At 36.6% G+C, this 19,119-nt stretch carries 22 protein-coding genes; 19 read left to right on the top strand and 3 right to left on the bottom strand.

What is annotated here, in order from left to right; translation table 11 throughout:
* Window positions 1-4 precede the first annotated feature (4 nt).
* The 3 genes from ACUTSE_RS05425 to ACUTSE_RS05415 are packed head-to-tail and all read left to right on the top strand — an operon-like array spanning window position 5 to window position 1,832.
* Window positions 5-1,249 carry a peptidase U32 family protein gene (locus ACUTSE_RS05425; protein ID WP_002988819.1) on the top strand — a complete coding sequence of 415 codons (1,245 nt, stop codon included), beginning with the start codon at window positions 5-7 and terminating at the stop codon, window positions 1,247-1,249.
* Window positions 1,246-1,476 carry a ferredoxin gene (locus ACUTSE_RS05420; protein WP_002988821.1) on the top strand — a complete coding sequence of 77 codons (231 nt, stop codon included), beginning with the start codon at window positions 1,246-1,248 and terminating at the stop codon, window positions 1,474-1,476. The genes ACUTSE_RS05425 and ACUTSE_RS05420 overlap by 4 nt, the downstream gene beginning before the upstream one ends.
* 2 nt (window positions 1,477-1,478) lie before the next feature.
* Window positions 1,479-1,832, top strand: a complete 354-nt coding sequence (locus ACUTSE_RS05415; RefSeq protein WP_445639500.1) for an arsenate reductase family protein — start codon at window positions 1,479-1,481, stop codon at window positions 1,830-1,832.
* An 807-nt stretch (window positions 1,833-2,639) separates the two neighbouring features.
* Here ACUTSE_RS05415 and ACUTSE_RS05410 read toward each other — a convergent pair.
* The gene (locus ACUTSE_RS05410) at window positions 2,640-2,843 is read right to left on the bottom strand and encodes a hypothetical protein (protein WP_445639499.1); all 204 of its coding nucleotides are present in this window, start codon (window positions 2,841-2,843) and stop codon (window positions 2,640-2,642) included.
* 88 nt (window positions 2,844-2,931) lie between these two features.
* Here ACUTSE_RS05410 and ACUTSE_RS05405 point away from each other — a divergent pair, with 88 nt between their 5' ends.
* From ACUTSE_RS05405 to ACUTSE_RS05385, 5 genes are all read left to right on the top strand, one after another.
* Window positions 2,932-3,780 (top strand): YicC/YloC family endoribonuclease, encoded by an 849-nt coding sequence (locus ACUTSE_RS05405; protein WP_445639511.1) that lies wholly within the window; start codon window positions 2,932-2,934, stop codon window positions 3,778-3,780.
* An 18-nt stretch (window positions 3,781-3,798) separates the two neighbouring features.
* Window positions 3,799-4,368: a guanylate kinase gene (gmk, locus tag ACUTSE_RS05400; protein WP_002988829.1), complete on the top strand. Its 570-nt coding sequence runs from the start codon at window positions 3,799-3,801 to the stop codon at window positions 4,366-4,368.
* A 6-nt stretch (window positions 4,369-4,374) separates the two neighbouring features.
* Window positions 4,375-4,962 (top strand): nicotinate (nicotinamide) nucleotide adenylyltransferase, encoded by a 588-nt coding sequence (gene nadD, locus ACUTSE_RS05395; RefSeq protein WP_445639498.1) that lies wholly within the window; start codon window positions 4,375-4,377, stop codon window positions 4,960-4,962.
* Window positions 4,963-5,183: 221 nt separating this feature from the next.
* On the top strand, window positions 5,184-6,179 hold the full coding sequence (locus tag ACUTSE_RS05390) for an NAD(P)H-dependent glycerol-3-phosphate dehydrogenase (protein ID WP_002988833.1): 996 nt from the start codon (window positions 5,184-5,186) through the stop codon (window positions 6,177-6,179).
* A gap of 202 nt (window positions 6,180-6,381) precedes the next feature.
* Window positions 6,382-7,377: a TerC/Alx family metal homeostasis membrane protein gene (locus tag ACUTSE_RS05385; protein ID WP_002988836.1), complete on the top strand. Its 996-nt coding sequence runs from the start codon at window positions 6,382-6,384 to the stop codon at window positions 7,375-7,377.
* A gap of 64 nt (window positions 7,378-7,441) precedes the next feature.
* Here the strand turns inward: ACUTSE_RS05385 and ACUTSE_RS05380 are convergent, their stop codons facing one another.
* Both ACUTSE_RS05380 and ACUTSE_RS05375 read right to left on the bottom strand, forming a co-directional pair.
* Window positions 7,442-7,855, bottom strand: coding sequence for a c-type cytochrome (locus tag ACUTSE_RS05380; RefSeq protein ID WP_259187418.1), 414 nt, complete (start codon window positions 7,853-7,855; stop codon window positions 7,442-7,444).
* Between the two features lie 89 nt (window positions 7,856-7,944).
* Window positions 7,945-8,355 carry a hypothetical protein gene (locus tag ACUTSE_RS05375; RefSeq protein WP_002988839.1) on the bottom strand — a complete coding sequence of 137 codons (411 nt, stop codon included), beginning with the start codon at window positions 8,353-8,355 and terminating at the stop codon, window positions 7,945-7,947.
* A gap of 236 nt (window positions 8,356-8,591) precedes the next feature.
* Here ACUTSE_RS05375 and ACUTSE_RS05370 point away from each other — a divergent pair, with 236 nt between their 5' ends.
* The 11 genes from ACUTSE_RS05370 (at window position 8,592) to atpA (ending at window position 19,103) form a co-directional block, all read left to right on the top strand.
* Complete coding sequence (locus ACUTSE_RS05370; RefSeq protein WP_445639497.1) at window positions 8,592-10,064, top strand: DUF5687 family protein; 1,473 nt, start codon at window positions 8,592-8,594, stop codon at window positions 10,062-10,064.
* Between the two features lie 8 nt (window positions 10,065-10,072).
* Window positions 10,073-10,774: an ATP-binding cassette domain-containing protein gene (locus tag ACUTSE_RS05365; RefSeq protein WP_445639496.1), complete on the top strand. Its 702-nt coding sequence runs from the start codon at window positions 10,073-10,075 to the stop codon at window positions 10,772-10,774.
* A gap of 343 nt (window positions 10,775-11,117) precedes the next feature.
* On the top strand, window positions 11,118-13,790 hold the full coding sequence (gene porW / locus ACUTSE_RS05360) for a type IX secretion system periplasmic lipoprotein PorW/SprE (RefSeq protein ID WP_445639495.1): 2,673 nt from the start codon (window positions 11,118-11,120) through the stop codon (window positions 13,788-13,790).
* A gap of 14 nt (window positions 13,791-13,804) precedes the next feature.
* Window positions 13,805-14,185 (top strand): bactofilin family protein, encoded by a 381-nt coding sequence (locus ACUTSE_RS05355; RefSeq protein WP_002988847.1) that lies wholly within the window; start codon window positions 13,805-13,807, stop codon window positions 14,183-14,185.
* Window positions 14,185-14,397: an AtpZ/AtpI family protein gene (locus ACUTSE_RS05350; RefSeq protein ID WP_445639494.1), complete on the top strand. Its 213-nt coding sequence runs from the start codon at window positions 14,185-14,187 to the stop codon at window positions 14,395-14,397. The genes ACUTSE_RS05355 and ACUTSE_RS05350 overlap by 1 nt, the downstream gene beginning before the upstream one ends.
* Window positions 14,398-14,401: 4 nt before the next feature.
* The gene (locus tag ACUTSE_RS05345) at window positions 14,402-14,815 is read left to right on the top strand and encodes a DUF6168 family protein (protein WP_002988851.1); all 414 of its coding nucleotides are present in this window, start codon (window positions 14,402-14,404) and stop codon (window positions 14,813-14,815) included.
* A gap of 89 nt (window positions 14,816-14,904) precedes the next feature.
* Window positions 14,905-16,083, top strand: a complete 1,179-nt coding sequence (atpB, locus tag ACUTSE_RS05340; RefSeq protein ID WP_002988853.1) for a F0F1 ATP synthase subunit A — start codon at window positions 14,905-14,907, stop codon at window positions 16,081-16,083.
* 63 nt (window positions 16,084-16,146) lie between these two features.
* Window positions 16,147-16,341 carry an ATP synthase F0 subunit C gene (locus tag ACUTSE_RS05335; RefSeq protein WP_002988855.1) on the top strand — a complete coding sequence of 65 codons (195 nt, stop codon included), beginning with the start codon at window positions 16,147-16,149 and terminating at the stop codon, window positions 16,339-16,341.
* A gap of 100 nt (window positions 16,342-16,441) precedes the next feature.
* Window positions 16,442-16,942 carry a F0F1 ATP synthase subunit B gene (locus tag ACUTSE_RS05330; RefSeq protein WP_002988857.1) on the top strand — a complete coding sequence of 167 codons (501 nt, stop codon included), beginning with the start codon at window positions 16,442-16,444 and terminating at the stop codon, window positions 16,940-16,942.
* Between the two features lie 7 nt (window positions 16,943-16,949).
* The gene (atpH, locus tag ACUTSE_RS05325) at window positions 16,950-17,486 is read left to right on the top strand and encodes an ATP synthase F1 subunit delta (RefSeq protein WP_002988860.1); all 537 of its coding nucleotides are present in this window, start codon (window positions 16,950-16,952) and stop codon (window positions 17,484-17,486) included.
* Window positions 17,487-17,528: 42 nt separating this feature from the next.
* Complete coding sequence (atpA, locus tag ACUTSE_RS05320; RefSeq protein ID WP_002988862.1) at window positions 17,529-19,103, top strand: F0F1 ATP synthase subunit alpha; 1,575 nt, start codon at window positions 17,529-17,531, stop codon at window positions 19,101-19,103.
* Window positions 19,104-19,119 lie beyond the last annotated feature (16 nt).

Below are 19,119 nucleotides of genomic sequence, written 5' to 3'. Positions count from 1 at the left end.
AGCTATGACAGTTTCAGGAAGAGTTGAATTGATGGCTCCCGCTGGAAACTTCGAATCGTTGCAAGCTGCAATTGATAACGGAGCAGATTCAGTGTATTTTGGAGTAGATCAATTGAATATGCGCGCACGTTCAACGGTGAATTTTTCAGTAGATGATTTACCCGAAATCGCCAGACGTTGTAAAGAGAAAAAGGTACGTACTTACTTGACATTAAACACGATTATTTACGATCATGATTTGTCTGTAGTAAAAACCTTACTTAACAAAGCAAAAGAAGCGGATTTGACAGCTGTAATTGCGTCAGATCAAGCTGTAATTGCCTCGGCTAGAGCGATTGGTTTAGAGGTACACATCTCTACGCAATTGAACGTGACCAATATTGAAACTGTTAAGTTTTATAGTTTATTTGCTGATACCATTGTATTATCGCGTGAATTGAGTTTGCGCCAAGTGAAAAAAATTACAGAAGCCATTGAAAGAGAGCAGGTCAAAGGGCCTTCTGGAAATTTAGTGGAGATTGAGATTTTTGGACATGGAGCTTTGTGCATGGCTGTTTCTGGAAAGTGTTATTTGAGTTTGCATTCGCATAATTCATCTGCTAATCGCGGAGCATGCAAACAAAATTGCCGTAAAAAGTATACCGTTATCGATCAAGAAAGTGGATTTGAAATCGAGATTGACAACGAATACATGATGTCACCGAAAGATTTATGTACGATTGACTTCTTGGATCAGGTGATTGATACGGGAATAAAAGTGGTGAAAATCGAAGGAAGAGGTAGAGCACCAGAATATGTAGCAACAGTGATTCGCGCATATAGAGAAGCCATTGATGCGATTGCAGAAGGAACTTATAGCAAAGAAAAAGTTGCCGAATGGATGACTGCTTTAGAAACAGTATATAATCGCGGGTTCTGGAGTGGATACTATTTAGGACAGAAGTTAGGGGAGTGGAGTGATAATCCAGGAAGTAACGCCACACAGAAAAAAGTATATGTAGGGAAGGCTGCACATTACTTTCAAAAAGCGGCGATTGGTGAATTCAAAATCGAAGCCTATGACATTAAAGTTGGCGATCGTATTTTGATTACAGGACCGAGTACTGGCGCACAAGAATTGACCATTGATGAACTATTTGTGAATGAACAAGCCACAGAAAAAGCCATTAAAGGAGATGATTGTACGATTAAGTTACCCTTCCGCGTTCGCTTGTCTGATAAAATGTACAAAATTGTAACAACAGAATGATTGTAATTACTTTACAGCGCGAGAAATGTATTGGATGCAATTACTGTGTTGAAGTTGCTCCACAGCAATTTCAAATGTCAAAGAAAGACGGTAAAACAGTATTGCTTAGAGCAGTCAATAATAAAGGATTTCACACCTTGAAATCACCAGACTATACCATTTTAGAAGCTTGTGAACAAGCAGAAAAAATATGTCCTGTACATATTATTAACGTCAAAGAAGTATAAAAATGAGAAAAATATATTATTTGAGTTCTTGCGATACTTGTAAGCGAATTTTGGGACAAATGCCAAATTTGGAAACATTCGAATTGCAGGATATCAAAAAAGAACCCGTTACCGCTGCGCAACTACAAGCGCTTTATGCTGTGGTAGGGAGTTATGAAAAACTCTTCAATAAACGCGCGCAGCTGTATAAGGCAAGAGGCTTAAAAGATCAAAACTTACAAGAGGAAGATTACAAAAATTTGATTCTAGAACAGTATACCTTTTTGAATCGACCTGTCATAGTGATTGACGAAGCCGTTTTTGTCGGAAATAGCAAAAAAGTAGTAGAAGAAGCGATTGCGAAAGCAACAAAATAAATAAAAATCGAAGTGAGAGCTTCGATTTTTTTGTTTATAATCAATTGATATTTAATGTGTTGGTTTTTTATTTGTATTTTTTTCTCAAAAATAAGTGACCAAATGTGTATTGAAGTGTCTTAATAATGAAAAAGGGAATAATTGCTATGAAGTTTTTCTGTTTTTAATAAGAAGAAAATTTACGCTATACTGGTTTGGATTTTTAATTGTTTATTAAGGGGTTCAATCAGAAAGAAGAGCCGGTATAGTTCTATTAAAAAGGAAAAATTGCTATTGAAAAAGAACATTTTTATTTCATAATAGTAGGAAAGTTGGTAAATACTTAACATAGTTAAAGATTGGTTTGTTTTAAAAGTTACAGTTAAGTACAACGTTGGTTTTGAAAAAGGGAAGCAGATGCTTCCCTTTTTTTATGTGTATTCGCTTCGTCTGTGATACCCTGCCATTGGTCTTGTCATACATCTTAATAGAAAGAAAAAGGATTACCTTGTAGTTTGACTAGGTGGCGGCCTTCATGAATCTTCCTTGGTATTACTTTGGGGTTTCTTTGTAGTTTTTGGGAGTTACCTTGGAGTTTCTTTGGAGTATACTTGGACAATCCTTCGACAAAACCACCTTTTTTCCTAGGAAACTCCAAGCATACTCCAAGGAAGGTCGAAGAAAGGTATAGGTATCTATTATTTAACCCCTAACTTATAACCCACAATCACAACTCACACCCCTTAACCCCCAACCCCTTAACCCCCAACTCCCAACCCATAACTCCCAACCCATAACTCTCAACCCATAACCCCCAACCCATAACTCTCAACCCATAACCCCCAACCCCCAACTCATAACTCTCAACCCATAACTCTCAACCCATAACCCCCAACCCTTAACCCCAACTCCCAACCCATAACCCATAACCCCCAACCCATAACCCATAACCCCCAACTCCCAACCCATAACCCCCAACCCATAACCCGCAACCCCCAACCCATAACTCCCAACCCCCAACCCATTTTCCATATATTCATTTAATTTAAGTAGTTATCAGCTATTTATTTGAGTTTTTGTTACCTTTGCAGTCATTATCTTTTAGAATATGATACATTCAATGACTGGGTTTGGTAAAGCATGCTTACAATTACCCACAAAAAAAATCACAATCGAAGTGAAGTCACTTAATAGTAAGAATCTAGACTTAAACGTGCGTTTGCCGTTAAGTTATAGAGAAAAAGAGTTGACTTTGCGCAATCAAATTGCTCTAGAGCTAGAACGTGGAAAAGTAGATTTCTCTTTGTTCTGCGAGATTACTGCAGAAGAAACATCGAGTAAAATCAACGCTCCAATCGTATTGGCGTACATTGAGCAAATGAAGGCGATTATACCGAATGCCGATGCAACAGAGTTGATGAAAATGGCCGTTCGTATGCCCGATGCATTGAAGGTAGAACGCAGTGATTTTGATGAAACAGAATGGAAAGAGATTGAGGTTGTAATCCAAGAAGCGATTCAAAGCATGAAAGCCTTCCGCGTAAGCGAAGGAAAGTCATTAGAGAATGATTTTAGAGCCCGTATAACGAATATCTTCACTTATATGGATCAAGTATCATTATTAGATAAAGAACGCATCGTAAGTGTAAAAGAACGCCTTCGTGCAAATCTATTGGAACTGCAATTAAACATTGACGAAAATAGATTTGAACAAGAGGTAATTTACTACTTAGAAAAACTGGATATCACAGAGGAAAAAGTGCGTTTATCCAAACACCTTGAGTATTTCTTGGAGACCCTTGGAGGTACAGAAGCAAATGGACGTAAATTAGGATTCATTGCACAAGAAATGGGAAGGGAAATTAATACCATGGGGTCTAAATCCAACCATGCAGAAATGCAAAAGATTGTCGTAAAGATGAAAGACGAGTTGGAAAAAATCAAAGAACAGGTATTAAACGTATTATAAAGACAACACAAGCATAAGATGAATAAAGGGAAATTAATCGTTTTTTCTGCTCCTTCGGGATCTGGGAAGACGACAATCGTACGTCATTTATTAGAGCAAGGAGATTTAAATCTGGATTTCTCTATTTCTTGTACCTCACGTGAGGCGAGAACAGGAGAGGAGAATGGAAAAGATTATTACTTCATTTCTTTGGATGATTTTAAGAAGCACATTAAAAATGATGATTTCTTAGAGTGGGAAGAGGTATATCGCGATAATTTTTATGGTACACTAAAGGCGGAAGTTGAACGCATTTGGGCTTTGGGCAAAAATGTTATTTTTGACATTGATGTGGCTGGAGGATTGCGTATCAAACGCAAATTTCCTGATGAAACACTTGCTGTTTTTGTGAAACCACCAAGTATAGATGAGTTGAAAATCCGCTTGAAAAAGCGTTCAACTGAAAGTGAGGATAAAATCAATATGCGCATCGCTAAGGCTTCAGTAGAATTAGCAACAGCGCCTCAGTTTGATACCATTATTAAGAACTACGACTTGGATACAGCAAAAGAAGAAGCTTACCAATTGGTGCGTAACTTTGTAAAATAAGAAGAAATGAAAATTGGTTTGTATTTCGGAACCTTTAATCCCGTACATATCGGACATATAGTGATTGCCAATCACATGGTTCAATATACGGATTTAGATGAGGTTTGGATGGTGGTAACGCCCCATAATCCCCTAAAGAAAAAGAAGGGATTACTCGAAGACTTTCACCGTTTGCACATGGTTAATCTAGCTACAGCTGATTATGACCATATTCGACCATCTGATATTGAATTTAACTTGCCTCAGCCCAATTATACGACCAATACCATGGCCTATTTGCATGAGCGTTTTCCCAAACACGAGTTTGCCTTGATTATGGGAGAAGACAATTTAGATTCTTTACCAAAATGGAAGAATTACGAAGTATTGCTGGAGCAATATAAAATATACGTGTACCCGCGTTTAGATCGCGACAGAGTAGAAGAAAGCCCGCTGATGCAACACCCGCACATTGTAAGAGTGGAAAATGCACCCGTGATGGAGATTTCCGCTACTTTTATTCGAACAGCAATCAAAGAAGGAAAAAACGTACAACCACTAGTAGATAAAGAGGTGTGGAAATATATCGACCACAATCTGTTTTATAAAAAATAAGAAAATTGGAAAAGGGCTGTTCAACAGCTCTTTTTCTATATCATACACTAAGAGAGAAGGATCTAAACGAATTGCTAGTATCTAGAAGAATACGGTATATCCTTGCTTAGTACACAAGAGAATGAAGTAAAAGTCTTAGAACTATAGCGTATTGTTTTACAATTTTTCAATTGTTTGCATTAAGTTTTTTAGTTACTTTTGACGTATTATAAGCTAAAATTATGAGTGATTATCCAAAGTTTGCAGTAATTGGAGGGGGAAGTTGGGCGACAGCTATCGTAAAAATGCTAAGTGAAAATCTAGGGCAAATTGCCTGGTACATGAGAAATGAGAATGCGATAGAAGAAATTAAGGTAAACCATCATAACCCTAATTATTTAAGTTCTGTTGAATTTGATATCAACCAGTTGTTATTGACGAATGATATTAATAAGGCTGTTTCTTATGCAGATTACGTAATCTTCGCTATTCCTTCCGCTTTTTTGAGCGAAGAAATGGAACAACTATACGTTAGTTTAGAAAATAAAGTGGTGATTTCAGCCATTAAGGGAATTATTCCTGAAACCAGCTTAATTGTTGGAGAGCATTTCCATCAAACTTATGATGTTTCGTATGATAATATCGCCGTGATTACAGGGCCTTGTCATGCTGAAGAGGTTGCTCTAGAGCGTTTGTCTTACCTTACGATTGCTTGTCGTAACGAAGAACATGCGAAAGTCATTGAAAGTTGCATCAGCAGCCATTATATCAAAGTAAAACTAACGGATGATATTATCGGAACAGAATATGCTGCCGTGTTGAAAAATATTTATGCCATTGCTTGTGGAATGGCACATGGATTAGGCTATGGCGATAACTTTCAAGCGCTATTGATGAGTAATGCTATTCGAGAGATGAAGAAATTCATCAAGAAAGTGCACCACATGAAACGCAATATTAATAACTCGGCCTATTTGGGGGATTTATTAGTAACGGGGTATTCGCTCTTTTCTCGTAACCGCATGTTTGGTAATATGATCGGGAAGGGGTATACAGTAAAATCAGCACAGATGGAGATGAATATGGTGGCAGAAGGGTATTACGCAGCAAAAAGTGCCTATGAACTCAATGCAAAATACGGTGCTAAAACACCTATTATCAATGCGGTGTACGATATCTTGTACAACGGCAAGGATCCGAAGAAAACATTTAGAAAGTTGACTGAAAAATTAGATTAAAAAAGTTTAAAAAAGACCGTTATTGGTTTTTTTATCACATAAAGCAATATAATTGGCTGATATACAGTTTTTTATGTTGCTTTTTTTATTTTTAGCCTGTATTGAAAAATAGTTGTAAATTGTTGATATCTAATTTGTTATAACGCTTTGTCTAGGGGGAAAATATATCAACTAGTTTTGTCCTGTTAAAAAAATAAATAAAATGGATCATTTAATTAATCACCCTGGCCTGTTGGCTGTTTTTGGAATTGTAGTATTAGTTATGCTTTTGTTGGATTTAGGTGTTTTCAATAGAAATAGCCATGTGGTTTCAACAAAAGAAGCGTTAATTTGGACGGTAGTATGGATCGGTTTAGCCATGGTATTTAGTGGCGTTATCTATTATTACATGGACTTCGAAAACTTTGCGCGCTTCCAATCCGCTTATTGGATAGAAAAAGCCTTGTCCATCGATAATCTTTTTGTATTCATTTTGGTGTTTACCTTTTTTAAAGTACCGAAAGAATTACATCACCGCGTATTGTTCTGGGGAATTATTGGAGCTTTAGTCTTTAGAGCTATCTTTATCTTTGCTGGAGTTGAGTTAATTAACCATACGTATTTACCAGCATTTGAACTGTTTGGTCATCAAGTTGAAATTAACGTTGTCTTGACTATTTTCGGGGTTTTCTTATTGGTTTCGGGAATCAAATCTTGGTTTGCCAAAGAAGATCACAGTGAAGAACAAGACTTAACCAAGAATTTCGCTGTACGCATGGTACATAAGTTCTTTAAAGTGAGTAATGAATACGACGGAGATAAATTCTTTACCGTTAAGAATGGAGTAAAAATGGTAACTCCACTTTTCGTAGCATTGATGGTGATTGAGTTTACCGATTTAGTTTTTGCGGTAGATAGTATTCCAGCGATTTTCGCTATTGCACCTGATGATCCATTCATTCTATATACATCGAATATCTTTGCGATTTTAGGATTGCGTTCGCTTTATTTCCTACTAGCTAATTTCATGGATAAATTCTCGAAATTGAAATATGGTTTGGCAATTATCTTGTCTTTCATCGGAGTGAAGATGATTATCTCTCCTTTTGTACATATTGATTCGCTCGTTTCTTTGGCTGTTATTGCAAGTGTATTGACCCTATCTGTGGTACTTTCTCTGCTGTTTCCTCCCAAGAAAAAGGATGTTTCAGAAATCTAATATAAACACATAAAAAAAAGCTGCCTTAGTTTAGGCAGCTTTTTTGTTTTTAAGGATGTGCTAGTTATTTCTTAGGACTAGCTTTTCCTTTGTGGCACATATTACAAGTGACCGCATTAATATTTTCAGGATTGGGATCATTGTTCCAATTGAAATTTTCTACATTGATTTTGCGGGTCATCACAATCATATGACGAGCAAATTCCTTTTCTTTTTTAGCGTCAGAAGCAAAATCTAAACCATCACCTTCTGCTGCAGGAGCATGGCAATAACTACATTTTACCCCTAAAGCAGCACTATATTCTTTCATCACTTTTTTCAACTCTTCTTTCGAAATATCTTTCGGAAGTACGGTTAAATTTTTCCATTCCGTTGGGTCTACTGTACTTTCCGTTACCACCGTGGTGTTTGTAAATGAAAGTAAGCTAATCATTAAGCCGAAAAAGCCTAATACTATACAAGTGTTTTTTAGTTTCATATCTTTTCACAATTTGAGTTGATGAACTAAGGTAGGAAAACTAACATTCGGAATAAATATAAATAAGGATGCAAGGACTTGGTTTCTACCTATTTTGAGGCAGTAATTCCATTTTTTTCTGCGTATGCAAGCTTGGCTAATGATTCATCTGTTATACTTTTAGCAGGGAACACGAAATTTTTATCATAAAGCTTATTACCCTGAAAGTACGTAAGCATAAAGGTATTGTGTAAATCAAAAATAGCTTCATCTAATAGCTCTACTTTGATGCATTCACCTGCTGCTAATGAGGGAAAAGCATGTCTGAAAATACTTGAATTTCTCTTTTCTCCATTCAGTTCTCCTTCTGCTTTAGAAACAACTAAAATAGCTTCGATGATTTCTTGTGTATTGTTAAATAGATAAGCATACCAAGCATCTTGTAAAAAATCTTCGTTATACTCCTTTACAACTGCAATTTCAACATTTTTTACTTCTGGTATTTCTATGTCTTTTTTCATGGGAATAAAATTTAGGCAAAGATAAAATTATTTCTGCGATTCTACTTTTTGTTTTGAAATCAAAGTTTGGCCTGATGTTTGGTATATAGAAACTAATAATGATAGTTTTTTGGTTTTGGTTTTGTAAAAAGCCTTTCACGCCATCGCGTGAAAGGTTTTTTTATGGAAAGAGTTAAAAAAGTTGTAACGTTTCACTTAAGGGGTATACTAATGAGGTAAACTACTAAAAAACAAGTATGATGTACAACTGGTTCTTTACTTTAGAGCGGAAGCGTTTAGCCAGAGGAAACAAGAGCAATATGGATATTGTGGTTCTCATTTTCAAGTGGCTCGCTATTATTTATTTTGCCGCTATGATGTTGCTTGCTGGAATTGCGACTTATCACGGCATTCAAGAATATTTCACTACAGCAACTCCCATCGAAATGGTAAGTCGCTACCTGATTTATTATTTTGCAGTGGAACTGATGTTTCGCTTTTTCTTGCAAAAAGGACCTGTAGCAACGATAAAACCCTATCTGATTCTCAATATTCCGCGTTCAAAGATTGTATCCTTTTATGTAGGAAAAACGTTTTTGAGTGCATTTAATATCGTACAATTGTTCTTCTTAATTCCATTTGCCATTGTTGCGATTGTGGAAGGAGAAAGTGGAATTGCAGTTTTAGCCTGGACACTAGCGGTCTACAGTATTGTATTTATGATGCATTGCGTCGCGATTTTAATGAGTGCCTATGCACCGGTATTCTATGGGGTAATCGGATTTGTAGCGCTTTGTTTTGGATTGCAGTATTACGATATTGTCGATCCTACTTTATATACCCAGTATTTTTATGTTGTACCTTATCAATATCCGCTAAGTGTGATTGGGTATTTCTTGCTTTTGGGAGTCTTCGTTTGGAGTACCTATCGTTTCTTTCTTAAGCGAATGTATTTGGACGATTTAGAAAAAGTACGCATCAAAGAAGGAATTGCATTAGAGATGAGTTGGCTAGACCGCTTTGGTCGCTATGCGAGCTTTTTGCGCAACGATGTTCGTCTGATTGTCAGAAACAAAAGGGCTAGGGTAACGGTATTGATGAGTATTATTTTTCTTTTCTACGGGGTCTTTATGTTTAATACCTCTGGAAAGGAAGCGATGCCAATGACTTTTGCTGTGTTTCTTGCTTTCTTCTCAACAGGAGGATTCTTGATGTTATTTGGACAATATGTACCGAGTTGGGATTCTTCCTACTATCCGTTGCTGATGACGCAAAACGTATTATACCGCGATTACCTCATGTCTAAGTGGTTGATTATCGCTTTGGGTACGCTCGTTTCGACGATACTGTGTTTCTTCTATATTTTTGTGGACATGAAGTTGTTCTACTTGATTCTCGCTATGGGAATCTTTAATATAGGAATCAACGGTTATTTTGTTCTTTGGGGAGGAGCATACCTCAAAACGCCAATGGATTTAACCGCAGCAAAAAATGTATTTGGAGATAAAAATGCGTTTAATCTTCGCGTGATGCTTATTAGTATGCCTAAAGTATTGCTACCCGTTCTCTTTTATTTTATCGGTTCGTTGATCTATCCGTTTTGGGGAGGTTTTGTCTTGTTGATTCTAATCGGATTAGCTGGAATGTTCCTGCATAAACAAGCATTCCGATTTATTGAAAAAATTTACACCCGTGAAAAATACGCAGCACTAGCTGCTTATAAAAAATAATAATTGTTATGATACAAGTAGATAATTTACATAAAACATATAATGGAGCTACGGTTCTACAGTTAGAAGCATTAAGCATTGGACAAGGCGAGAGTATTGGCTTGGTTGGGAATAACGGAGCTGGTAAAACAACTTTTTTTAGTTTGTTACTCGATTTGATTCAACCCAGTTCAGGGCATATTTATTCCAAAGGACAGTTGGTATCTTCTTCTGAACAATGGAAAAACTATACCACCGCTTTTTTAGATGAGACGTTCTTAATTGGTTATTTAACAGCAGAAGAATATTTCGTCTTTTTAGGAAGTTTACGCGGTTGGTCTAAGACAGATGTTGAAGCCTTTGTTTTAGAACACAGTGCGTTCTTTAATGGAGAAGTATTGAATCAAAAGAAATACATTCGCGATTTTTCTAAAGGAAACCAAAAGAAGATTGGGATCATCGGAGCTTTTATTGGGAATCCAGAATTGGTCATCTTAGATGAACCTTTTGCAAATCTCGATCCATCTACGCAAATTCGATTGAAAGAATTGGTGAAACAAAAACGAGAAACTCGTACTATGACAATCATCATTTCGAGTCATGATTTACAGCATACTTATGAGGTATCCGATCGTATTATCGCCCTTGAAAAAGGAGTATTGAAACACGATGTATTGACTGAAACGTTAACATACCAAGAACTAGAAGGCTTTTTTAGTACAGTAAATTAAAAAATAGACCACACGTTATCATATAGCAGCGCTCCCAAACGGAGCGCTTCTTTTTTTGTATTTTGTTACGCAATTTTATGATTTACATTGATTTATAATCCCCTTTTCTTTTGTATTTTGCATAGATTTATTTTGTGCCTTTAAGCAATTATTCGAAATGAAAAATAAAAGCGTTGAGGTAAATTAATTCTTCGTGAAGATTGATTTACCCCAATATTAGTGGATGATACCCTTTAATTTTTAACAATATTTGCATAAAGTATTAAAAAGTGATGTATTTTTACTGTCTTGTGAATAATAATAGAGTAAAAAAATAGTTGTTATATAAAGTTTAACCTAGATATTGAAAACAAATTTTGTCATTCGGATAGGAGGAATTATCCTGCTAATTATATCTTTTATAGCGTGTTCTGTAAAAAAGGATAAGATGTTGAATCGAGGATATCATGCTTTAACAACAAAGTACAATATTCTATTTCACGGTGATGAATCTTATACGGAAGCACTTGACGCTTTAAAGGAAGGTTATTTTGATGACTATTGGGAAATCTTACCGGTAGAGCGTATTCAAATTGAAGTTGACCCAGAACGAGAATTTGAAAAAGGTGTATCCCTCGAATCTAAACAAGGGAGTCTCTTGGATAATTTGGCGGTAGCCGGAACAGACTTAGGTACTCCTGAAAGTACGGATGGCCAAGGATTCACGAGAGCTGAAAACAAAGCAGTAAAAGCAATTCAGAAGCACTCCATGTATATCAAAGGGAGAGAGCGCAACAGTCAAATGGCGAATGCGTATTTACTGTTGGGGAAATCGCGTTATTACGATGGGCGTTTCGTACCTGCTCTAGAAGCTTTTAACTATATTCTATACAAATATCCAGATAGTGATTTAATTGGAGAAGCAAAAGTATGGCGTGAGAAAACGAATTTGCGCTTGCGCTATGATGACTTAGCGATTAAAAATTTAAAAGAATTATTGCGTGAACGCAAAGGACGATTAAACAAACAAGTGGAATCGGATGCCTATGCGATGTTAGCGCAAGGGTATATCAATCTCGAGCAATTAGACAGTGCAAGTACAGCATTGAAGTCAGCCGTGGGGTTGGTATCCAATCAAGAAGAGAAAGCAAGATATAACTATATTTTAGGCCAGTTAAATGGTCGCTTGGGTAAAAAAGAAGACGCTACGCATCATTTTGAAAACATTATTGAGATGAATCGCAAGGCACCGAGAACCTATACGGTGCATGCCTATGCAGAGATTTTTGAATTAACAGGGGCAAAGCAAACAGATTCTGTAGCCTTTTTAAAACAATACAACAGCTTGTTGAAGGATCGCGATAATCGACCATATCTTGATGTGTTGAATCGTCAAGTTGGGCTTTTTTACCGGGATATTGGGAAGGAAGACAAGGCGCTTGCATATTTGAAAACGGCGGCTAAAGAAGGAAGAGAAGATAAACAGCTGAAAGCGAGAAACTTTTTGAGCATTGCTGATATTTATTTTAATTCTGCTGGATATGCTGTAGCTGGTCAATACTATGACAGTGCTTTGGCGTTGTTGCCTCCGAAAGCAAAAGAAACCTTTCGCATTAGCAAGCGTAGAGAATCGTTACGTGAAGTGGTTGATTTAGAGGTGGTCGCACATAAAAATGACAGTATACTGCGTTTAGTTGCCATGTCACCAGAGGAGAAAGATGCTTATTTCCAGACGTTTATTGATGAATTGCGCAAGGAAGACTTTAGAAAAATGCAAGCGAATTTGGGTACAAAAAACAATTCGGGCGCAGACTTTTTTAATGTAGTCAATTTTGGTGAAGCCATTGAGAAATCATTTGGAGAAACCAACTTCGGAAGCATGGGCGGAAAGACAACGTTTTATTTTTACTCCAATCAAGCCTTGACCCGTGGACGACAAGATTTTAAACGCCGTTGGGGGAATCGAGCCTTAACGGACAATTGGAGATGGAGCGCAATGCAGTCTTCGATGAATATGAACAATGAAGAGGAGGAGGAAGAAGCGTTAGCTGAAAATCAGAAGAAGGAGAACAAACAGGATGATTTTGTTGATCCACGCTATCAATTGGATACCTATGTGGGTAAAATTCCTTCAGATAGTACCCAGATTGCCAAGTTAAAAGAGGATAGAGACTTAGCTTATTTTGAATTGGGTGCGATTTACAGCGAGCGTTTTGGAAAGATTGATGAAGGAATCGATCGATTGGAACGATTGTTGACCTTTGATCCTAAAGAGCGATTGATTTTACCTACGATGTACAAGCTGTATAAGCTCTATCAAGAAAAAGATCCAGCAAAAGCAGCCCAGATGAAAACGCAGATTATTGCTACTTATCCAGAATCTAGATATGCGAAATTGATGCAAAACCTAAGTGTAGGCAGCGATGGTGATTTAGCGCCAGAACAAGTATATGCAGGAATTTATCAAGTATTCAAGGCAGAAAATTATGAAGAGGCCAAGGCGATGATGAAGCATGCATTGGAAAGCATTGACGATGCGTATGTCAGCAAGTTTGAGCTATTGAATGCCATGATAATTGCCCGAACGGAAGGGGTGAAGAAATACAAAGAAGCCTTGAATTACTTAGCCTTGACGTATAGCTCAACGGCAGAAGGTAGAGAAGCTTCTCAGTTATTGGAACGCGTAATACCTGCTTTAGAAGGAAAACAGTTTGCAACAACAGATTCAAGTAACTGGAAAATAATCGTTGCTGTACCAACAGAAAAAATAGCTGATTTTGCAACGATAAAAGCCAATATGCAGCGTTTGGCTGGTGTGGAGTCGGGTACAGGATTGAAATTTACAGAAGATTATTATACTGCTTCTGCGAAGATATATGTCTTACATGGTTTTAAATCCAAAGTAGAGGCAGAGCGAATGATTGGTCGTTTGGGCGATGACCCAGCTTATATTCCAATTATGCAAGAGGATTATAGCGTCATTCAGATTAAAAAGAATTTAGAGGAATACAAGGCTCCAGGAATTGTGGAGCCCTAATAAATGTGTTTACAATGTTTGATAAATCGAAAAAGAAAGCAAAAGGAACAGGATTAGATTTGTTGGGACAAACAAATCGTATTGTTGAAGGGACAACGATCAAAGGCGATATTGAAGCAATAGCAGATATTCGAATTGACGGAGTCATTGAGGGGAATGTTGTGGTTAAAGGACGATTAGTGCTGGGACCTATAGCGAGAATTGTGGGGAATATCAGTTGTGAAAACAGTGAGATTGAAGGTGAAATAGTAGGGAATATTCTCGTGAATGATTTGCTTACTGTAAAATCTGCTGCTCGAATCAAAGGCGATATCAAAGTAGGGCGCTTAGCGGTTGAACCGGGTGCTAAGATTGATGTAAAATGCCAAATGGTTGGCAATGAGCAGTTATCCTAATGACAGAAAAGAAATCACCCAATAAGTGGTTGTCTTTACTTAATATCCCCATCCAGATGGGGATAATTATTTATTTATCACACCGTTTAGGTGTCTGGTTAGATGGGAAGTACGAGTTGGAAGGAGGAATTGCAAATAAAATTTGTACGTTATTGGGAGTAGGATTAGCTTTGTACCAAGTTATTAAACAAGTTAATCAGTTAAATAAATAAAAGAATGGATAAAGAAACCGTACAAATTGGATTAAAACTTTTTATTGGTTTAGTCGTAGTATTTGCTTTGCATTATGCCGTTGTGGCTTTTACCGATGCAGGAGATTCGTTAATCGAGCTCGGATATAGCTTAGAAAAATTCTACGGATTTGAATTTATCTTTTCCATTATCATCTTTTTTGCGATGTTTGGAATCAAAAATAGTCTGCCTAATAATTTGGGTTTTGTCTTCTTAGGATTCATTACAATGCGATTAATTGCGAGTTATTTATTCGCAAAAGATGGGCTAAATCACGAAATGACAGACGAAGGATTCAAATACAATTTTTTAGTGATTGTGTTGGTTTTCCTTGGCGGGGATGCATTTATCGCCTATAGTATTTTAAATAAGAATACTACGTCGAACGAAACTAAGTAAAAAAAGTTTGATATAAAGGTATGATAATACAAGAATTATTGTACTTTTGCACAAAATTTTAGGAACCAAAATATTCAAGAAGTTAAGATATGGTGACTCTCAAGAAATCACTGAATTTATTAGCAGCTGTTTTATTTACAGCCTCGTCGGTATTTTCGTACGCGCAAACAACTACTCAAAAGCTTGAAAACTCAATTCAAGAAGCTGAGCAATCTATTGAAAGAACCCTTGAACACGTTGAGGGAGAAGAAATAGAAAACCCTGCTGAATTGACTCAAGCTCAGAAAGTTCAGGCTCATATTAAGCATCACTTAGCTGATGATTATTCTTTTGTTTTCGTTTCAGATGAAGAAACAGGTAAAAACTACGGTTTTCCATTACCAGTTATCTTAATTGACAACGGTCTTAAAATCTTCATGTCTTCTGAATTTGACTACGGAAAACAAGTAGTTGAGAAAGATGGACAGTTTTATAAATTATACCACGGTAGAATCTACAAAACAGATGCTGAAGGTACAATCACGTACGACGAAGCACACCACCCTACAAATGAGAAACCACTTGATTTCTCTATCACAAAGAACGTAGCTTCTTTACTTTTTACTACAATTTTAATGTTTATCCTTTTCTTAGGATTAGCAAAAACATACAAAAACGGACCAAACAATTTACCAAAAGGAATCGCAAGAGGATTAGAGCCTTTAGTGCTTTATGTTCGCGATGAAATGGCAGTGCCAAATATTGGTAAAGCAAAATACAAAAAGTTCATGCCGTATTTGCTGTCTGTTTTCTTCTTGATTTTCATTTTGAATATCTTGGGATTAACTCCACTAGGATTTAACGTTACAGGAAGTATTTCAGTTACTGCTTGTTTGGCAATCTTCACTTTTGTTATCGTGCATTTTTCTGCAAACAAAGAGTACTGGAAACACATGTTGTGGATGCCAGGAGTTCCAGTGCCGATGAAAATCATGTTAATGCCAATTGAGATTTTAGGTGCAATTATTAAACCGTTCTCATTAATGGTGCGTTTATTCGCTAACATTACAGCTGGTCACTCGGTAGTATTCGGATTAATTGCAATCATCTTCGTTATGAAGGAAGCTTTAGGAACTGGTGGAGCAATTGGAATCGGATTCTTCTTATCTACGTTCTTAGTTGTATTAGAAATTTTAGTTGCTTTCTTACAAGCGTTTATCTTTACTATGTTATCGTCATTATTTATTGGTATGGCTGTAGCAGAACATGATCACGAAGAAGCACATTAATCAAAAGAGAAAATAAAAATAGAGTATAAATAAATTTGTTTAATTAATATTAAATTCAATACTATGACAATCCCAACTATCATTGGTGCAGGTTTAATCGTAATCGGAGCTGGTTACGGTTTAGGTAAAATTGGTTCTTCTGCAATGGACGCTATTGCTCGTCAACCAGAAGCTGCTGGAAAAATCCAAACTGCAATGATTATCATTGGAGCTTTATTGGAAGGTTTAGCATTCGGTGCTTTAATCTTAGGTAATTAATCCAAGTCAGTACAAAGAGTTTATCTGCAACGGTTGGTTGCAGGTAAACTTCTTATTTTAATTAAACAAAATCAGATATTAAAAAGTATAATTTTAGATAATGGATAAGTTAATTAACGATTTCAGTTTTGGACTATTTTTCTGGCAACTAATTATTATGATAGTAATTGTTGTTATCTTAGGAAAATTCGCGTGGAAACCAATTGTAAATGCTTTAGAAGCTCGTGAAGAGGGTATTACTGATGCATTAGCAGCTGCAGAAAACGCTAAAAGAGAAATGGCTAATTTAAAAGCAGATAACGAGAAGTTATTAGCTGAAGCTCGTGCGGAGCGCGATACTTTACTAAAAGAAGCTCGTGAGATCAAAGAAAAATTGATTGCAGATGCTAAGACAGAAGCGGAAGCTCAGGGTGAAAAATTAATCGCTCAAGCAAAAGCTACAATTGAAAGCGAGAAAGCTGCGGCTATTCTTGACTTAAAAACGCAAGTTTCATCTATTTCAATTGAAATCGCTGAAAAATTATTGAAAGATCAATTATCTAACAAAGAAGCTCAAGCTAAATTGGTTGAGAAAATGTTAGATGATGTAAAATTAAACTAATATCACTATGGTAAGCACAAGAGCTGCGGCACGTTATGCAAAAGCAATGCTTGAGGTTTCTTTAGAAAAAGGAAATGTTGATGCTATCAATGGGGATATGATCCTTATTTCTCAATCAATAGCTCAAAGCAGTGAATTGAAGGTGTTTCTTACAAATCCGATTGTTAAAGATCAGTTGAAATTAAATGCTTTATTAGAAGTATTCGCTGGAGTTAATGAAGGAACAAAAGAACTATTCAACGTTTTAAAAGCAAATAGTAGATTTGGAATTTTAGAAGCAACGGCTTTAGCGTTTCAAAAACAATACGATTTGTATAAAGGTATTGAGAAAGTAACTGTTACTACAGCAATGCCTATTGATGCTAGTATAGAGGCTAAGGTACTTGAGAAAGTAAAAACTTTAGCTCCTGGAAAAGAAGCGGTAATTACAAATATTGTAGATGAATCAATCTTAGGAGGGTTTATCTTGAAAATTGGAGATATCCAATACAATGCTTCTTTAGCAAATCAATTACAAGTATTAAAAAGAGAATTAATTAAGTAAAAAAATCACCGCACGAATTTTCGTGTATAAACATAGATAAAAATGGCGGACATTAAACCAGCTGAGATTTCAGCGATTTTAAAGAAACAATTATCTGGATTTAGCTCTGAGGCTTCTTTAGAAGAAGTTGGTACAGTACTAGAAGTAGGAGATGGAGTTGCTCGTGTTTACGGGTTAACAAATGCGGAGTACGGAGAGCTAGTTGTATTTGACAACGGATTAGAGGCAATGGTACAAAACTTAGAAGAAGATAACGTAGGTATTGTATTGTTAGGTTCTTCTGTTGGTGTAAGCGAAGGTGCTACAGTTAAAAGAACAGGTCGTATCGCTTCTCTACGCGTAGGAGAGAAAATGGTAGGACGTGTTGTAAATACGTTAGGACAACCAATCGATGGTAAAGGTCCTATCGAAGGTGATTTATATGAAATGCCATTGGAGCGTAAAGCACCAGGTGTTATCTACCGTCAACCAGTAACTGAACCATTACAAACAGGTATTAAAGCAATTGATGCAATGATCCCTGTTGGACGTGGACAACGTGAGTTAGTTATTGGTGACCGTCAAACTGGAAAAACTACGGTTTGTATCGATACAATTCTTAACCAAAAAGAATTCTATGATGCAGGTCAACCAGTTTACTGTATCTATGTTGCTATTGGACAAAAAGCTTCAACTGTTGCAGCGATTGCTAAAACATTAGAAGAAAAAGGTGCAATGGCTTATACAATCATTGTTGCGGCTAATGCATCAGATCCGGCTCCAATGCAAGTTTACTCTGCTATGGCAGGTGCTGCAATCGGAGAATACTTCCGTGATACTGGTCGTCCAGCTTTGATTATTTATGATGATTTATCTAAACAAGCTGTTGCTTACCGTGAGATGTCTTTGATCTTAAGAAGACCACCGGGACGTGAGGCTTACCCTGGAGACGTTTTCTACCTTCACTCAAGATTATTAGAAAGAGCTGCTCGTGTTATTGGTGATGATGAAATCGCTAAAAACATGAATGACTTACCTGAGTCAATCAAACCTTTCGTTAAAGGTGGTGGATCATTAACAGCTTTACCTATTATTGAAACACAAGCGGGTGACGTTTCTGCTTATATTCCAACAAACGTAATTTCGATTACGGATGGACAGATTTTCTTAGAGTCTGATTTATTCAACTCAGGGGTACGTCCTGCGATCAACGTAGGTATTTCTGTATCTCGTGTTGGAGGTTCTGCTCAAATTAAATCAATGAAAAAAGTAGCAGGTACATTAAAATTAGACCAAGCGCAATTCCGTGAATTAGAAGCTTTCGCGAAATTTGGTTCTGATTTAGATGCAGCTACAATGAACGTTATCTCTAAAGGTCAACGTAACGTTGAAATCTTGAAACAAGCAGTTAACGATCCTTATACAGTGGAAGATCAAGTAGCAATTATTTATGCTGGATCTAAAAACTTATTGAGAAATGTTCCTGTAAACAAAGTAAAAGAGTTTGAAAAAGATTTCTTAGAAGCTCTTAACGCACGTCACAGAGATATTTTAGATCAATTAAAAGCTGGTAAATTCGGTGACGAACAAACTAGTGTTTTAGAGAAAGTAGCTAAAGAATTAGCTTCAAAATATTAAGAATTTTTTGAAAGAG

Source organism: Myroides sp. TSA_177.3, assembly GCF_052691955.1.
The sequence above is the reverse complement of the archived record's forward strand: the minus strand, read 5'-3'. Positions and strand labels throughout refer to the sequence as shown.

Excerpts from the sequence above, each read along its gene's own strand:
- ACUTSE_RS05425 (WP_002988819.1), top strand. The coding sequence starts at position 5 with ATGACAGTTTCAGGAAGAGTTGAATTGATGGCTCCCGCTGGAAACTTC.
- ACUTSE_RS05420 (WP_002988821.1), top strand. The coding sequence starts at position 1,246 with ATGATTGTAATTACTTTACAGCGCGAGAAATGTATTGGATGCAATTAC.
- ACUTSE_RS05415 (WP_445639500.1), top strand. The coding sequence starts at position 1,479 with ATGAGAAAAATATATTATTTGAGTTCTTGCGATACTTGTAAGCGAATT.
- ACUTSE_RS05410 (WP_445639499.1), bottom strand. The coding sequence starts at position 2,843 with ATGGAAAATGGGTTGGGGGTTGGGAGTTATGGGTTGGGGGTTGCGGGT.
- ACUTSE_RS05405 (WP_445639511.1), top strand. The coding sequence starts at position 2,932 with ATGACTGGGTTTGGTAAAGCATGCTTACAATTACCCACAAAAAAAATC.
- gmk (WP_002988829.1), top strand. The coding sequence starts at position 3,799 with ATGAATAAAGGGAAATTAATCGTTTTTTCTGCTCCTTCGGGATCTGGG.
- nadD (WP_445639498.1), top strand. The coding sequence starts at position 4,375 with ATGAAAATTGGTTTGTATTTCGGAACCTTTAATCCCGTACATATCGGA.
- ACUTSE_RS05390 (WP_002988833.1), top strand. The coding sequence starts at position 5,184 with ATGAGTGATTATCCAAAGTTTGCAGTAATTGGAGGGGGAAGTTGGGCG.
- ACUTSE_RS05385 (WP_002988836.1), top strand. The coding sequence starts at position 6,382 with ATGGATCATTTAATTAATCACCCTGGCCTGTTGGCTGTTTTTGGAATT.
- ACUTSE_RS05380 (WP_259187418.1), bottom strand. The coding sequence starts at position 7,855 with ATGAAACTAAAAAACACTTGTATAGTATTAGGCTTTTTCGGCTTAATG.
- ACUTSE_RS05375 (WP_002988839.1), bottom strand. The coding sequence starts at position 8,355 with ATGAAAAAAGACATAGAAATACCAGAAGTAAAAAATGTTGAAATTGCA.
- ACUTSE_RS05370 (WP_445639497.1), top strand. The coding sequence starts at position 8,592 with ATGATGTACAACTGGTTCTTTACTTTAGAGCGGAAGCGTTTAGCCAGA.
- ACUTSE_RS05365 (WP_445639496.1), top strand. The coding sequence starts at position 10,073 with ATGATACAAGTAGATAATTTACATAAAACATATAATGGAGCTACGGTT.
- ACUTSE_RS05355 (WP_002988847.1), top strand. The coding sequence starts at position 13,805 with ATGTTTGATAAATCGAAAAAGAAAGCAAAAGGAACAGGATTAGATTTG.
- ACUTSE_RS05350 (WP_445639494.1), top strand. The coding sequence starts at position 14,185 with ATGACAGAAAAGAAATCACCCAATAAGTGGTTGTCTTTACTTAATATC.
- ACUTSE_RS05345 (WP_002988851.1), top strand. The coding sequence starts at position 14,402 with ATGGATAAAGAAACCGTACAAATTGGATTAAAACTTTTTATTGGTTTA.
- atpB (WP_002988853.1), top strand. The coding sequence starts at position 14,905 with ATGGTGACTCTCAAGAAATCACTGAATTTATTAGCAGCTGTTTTATTT.
- ACUTSE_RS05335 (WP_002988855.1), top strand. The coding sequence starts at position 16,147 with ATGACAATCCCAACTATCATTGGTGCAGGTTTAATCGTAATCGGAGCT.
- ACUTSE_RS05330 (WP_002988857.1), top strand. The coding sequence starts at position 16,442 with ATGGATAAGTTAATTAACGATTTCAGTTTTGGACTATTTTTCTGGCAA.
- atpH (WP_002988860.1), top strand. The coding sequence starts at position 16,950 with ATGGTAAGCACAAGAGCTGCGGCACGTTATGCAAAAGCAATGCTTGAG.
- atpA (WP_002988862.1), top strand. The coding sequence starts at position 17,529 with ATGGCGGACATTAAACCAGCTGAGATTTCAGCGATTTTAAAGAAACAA.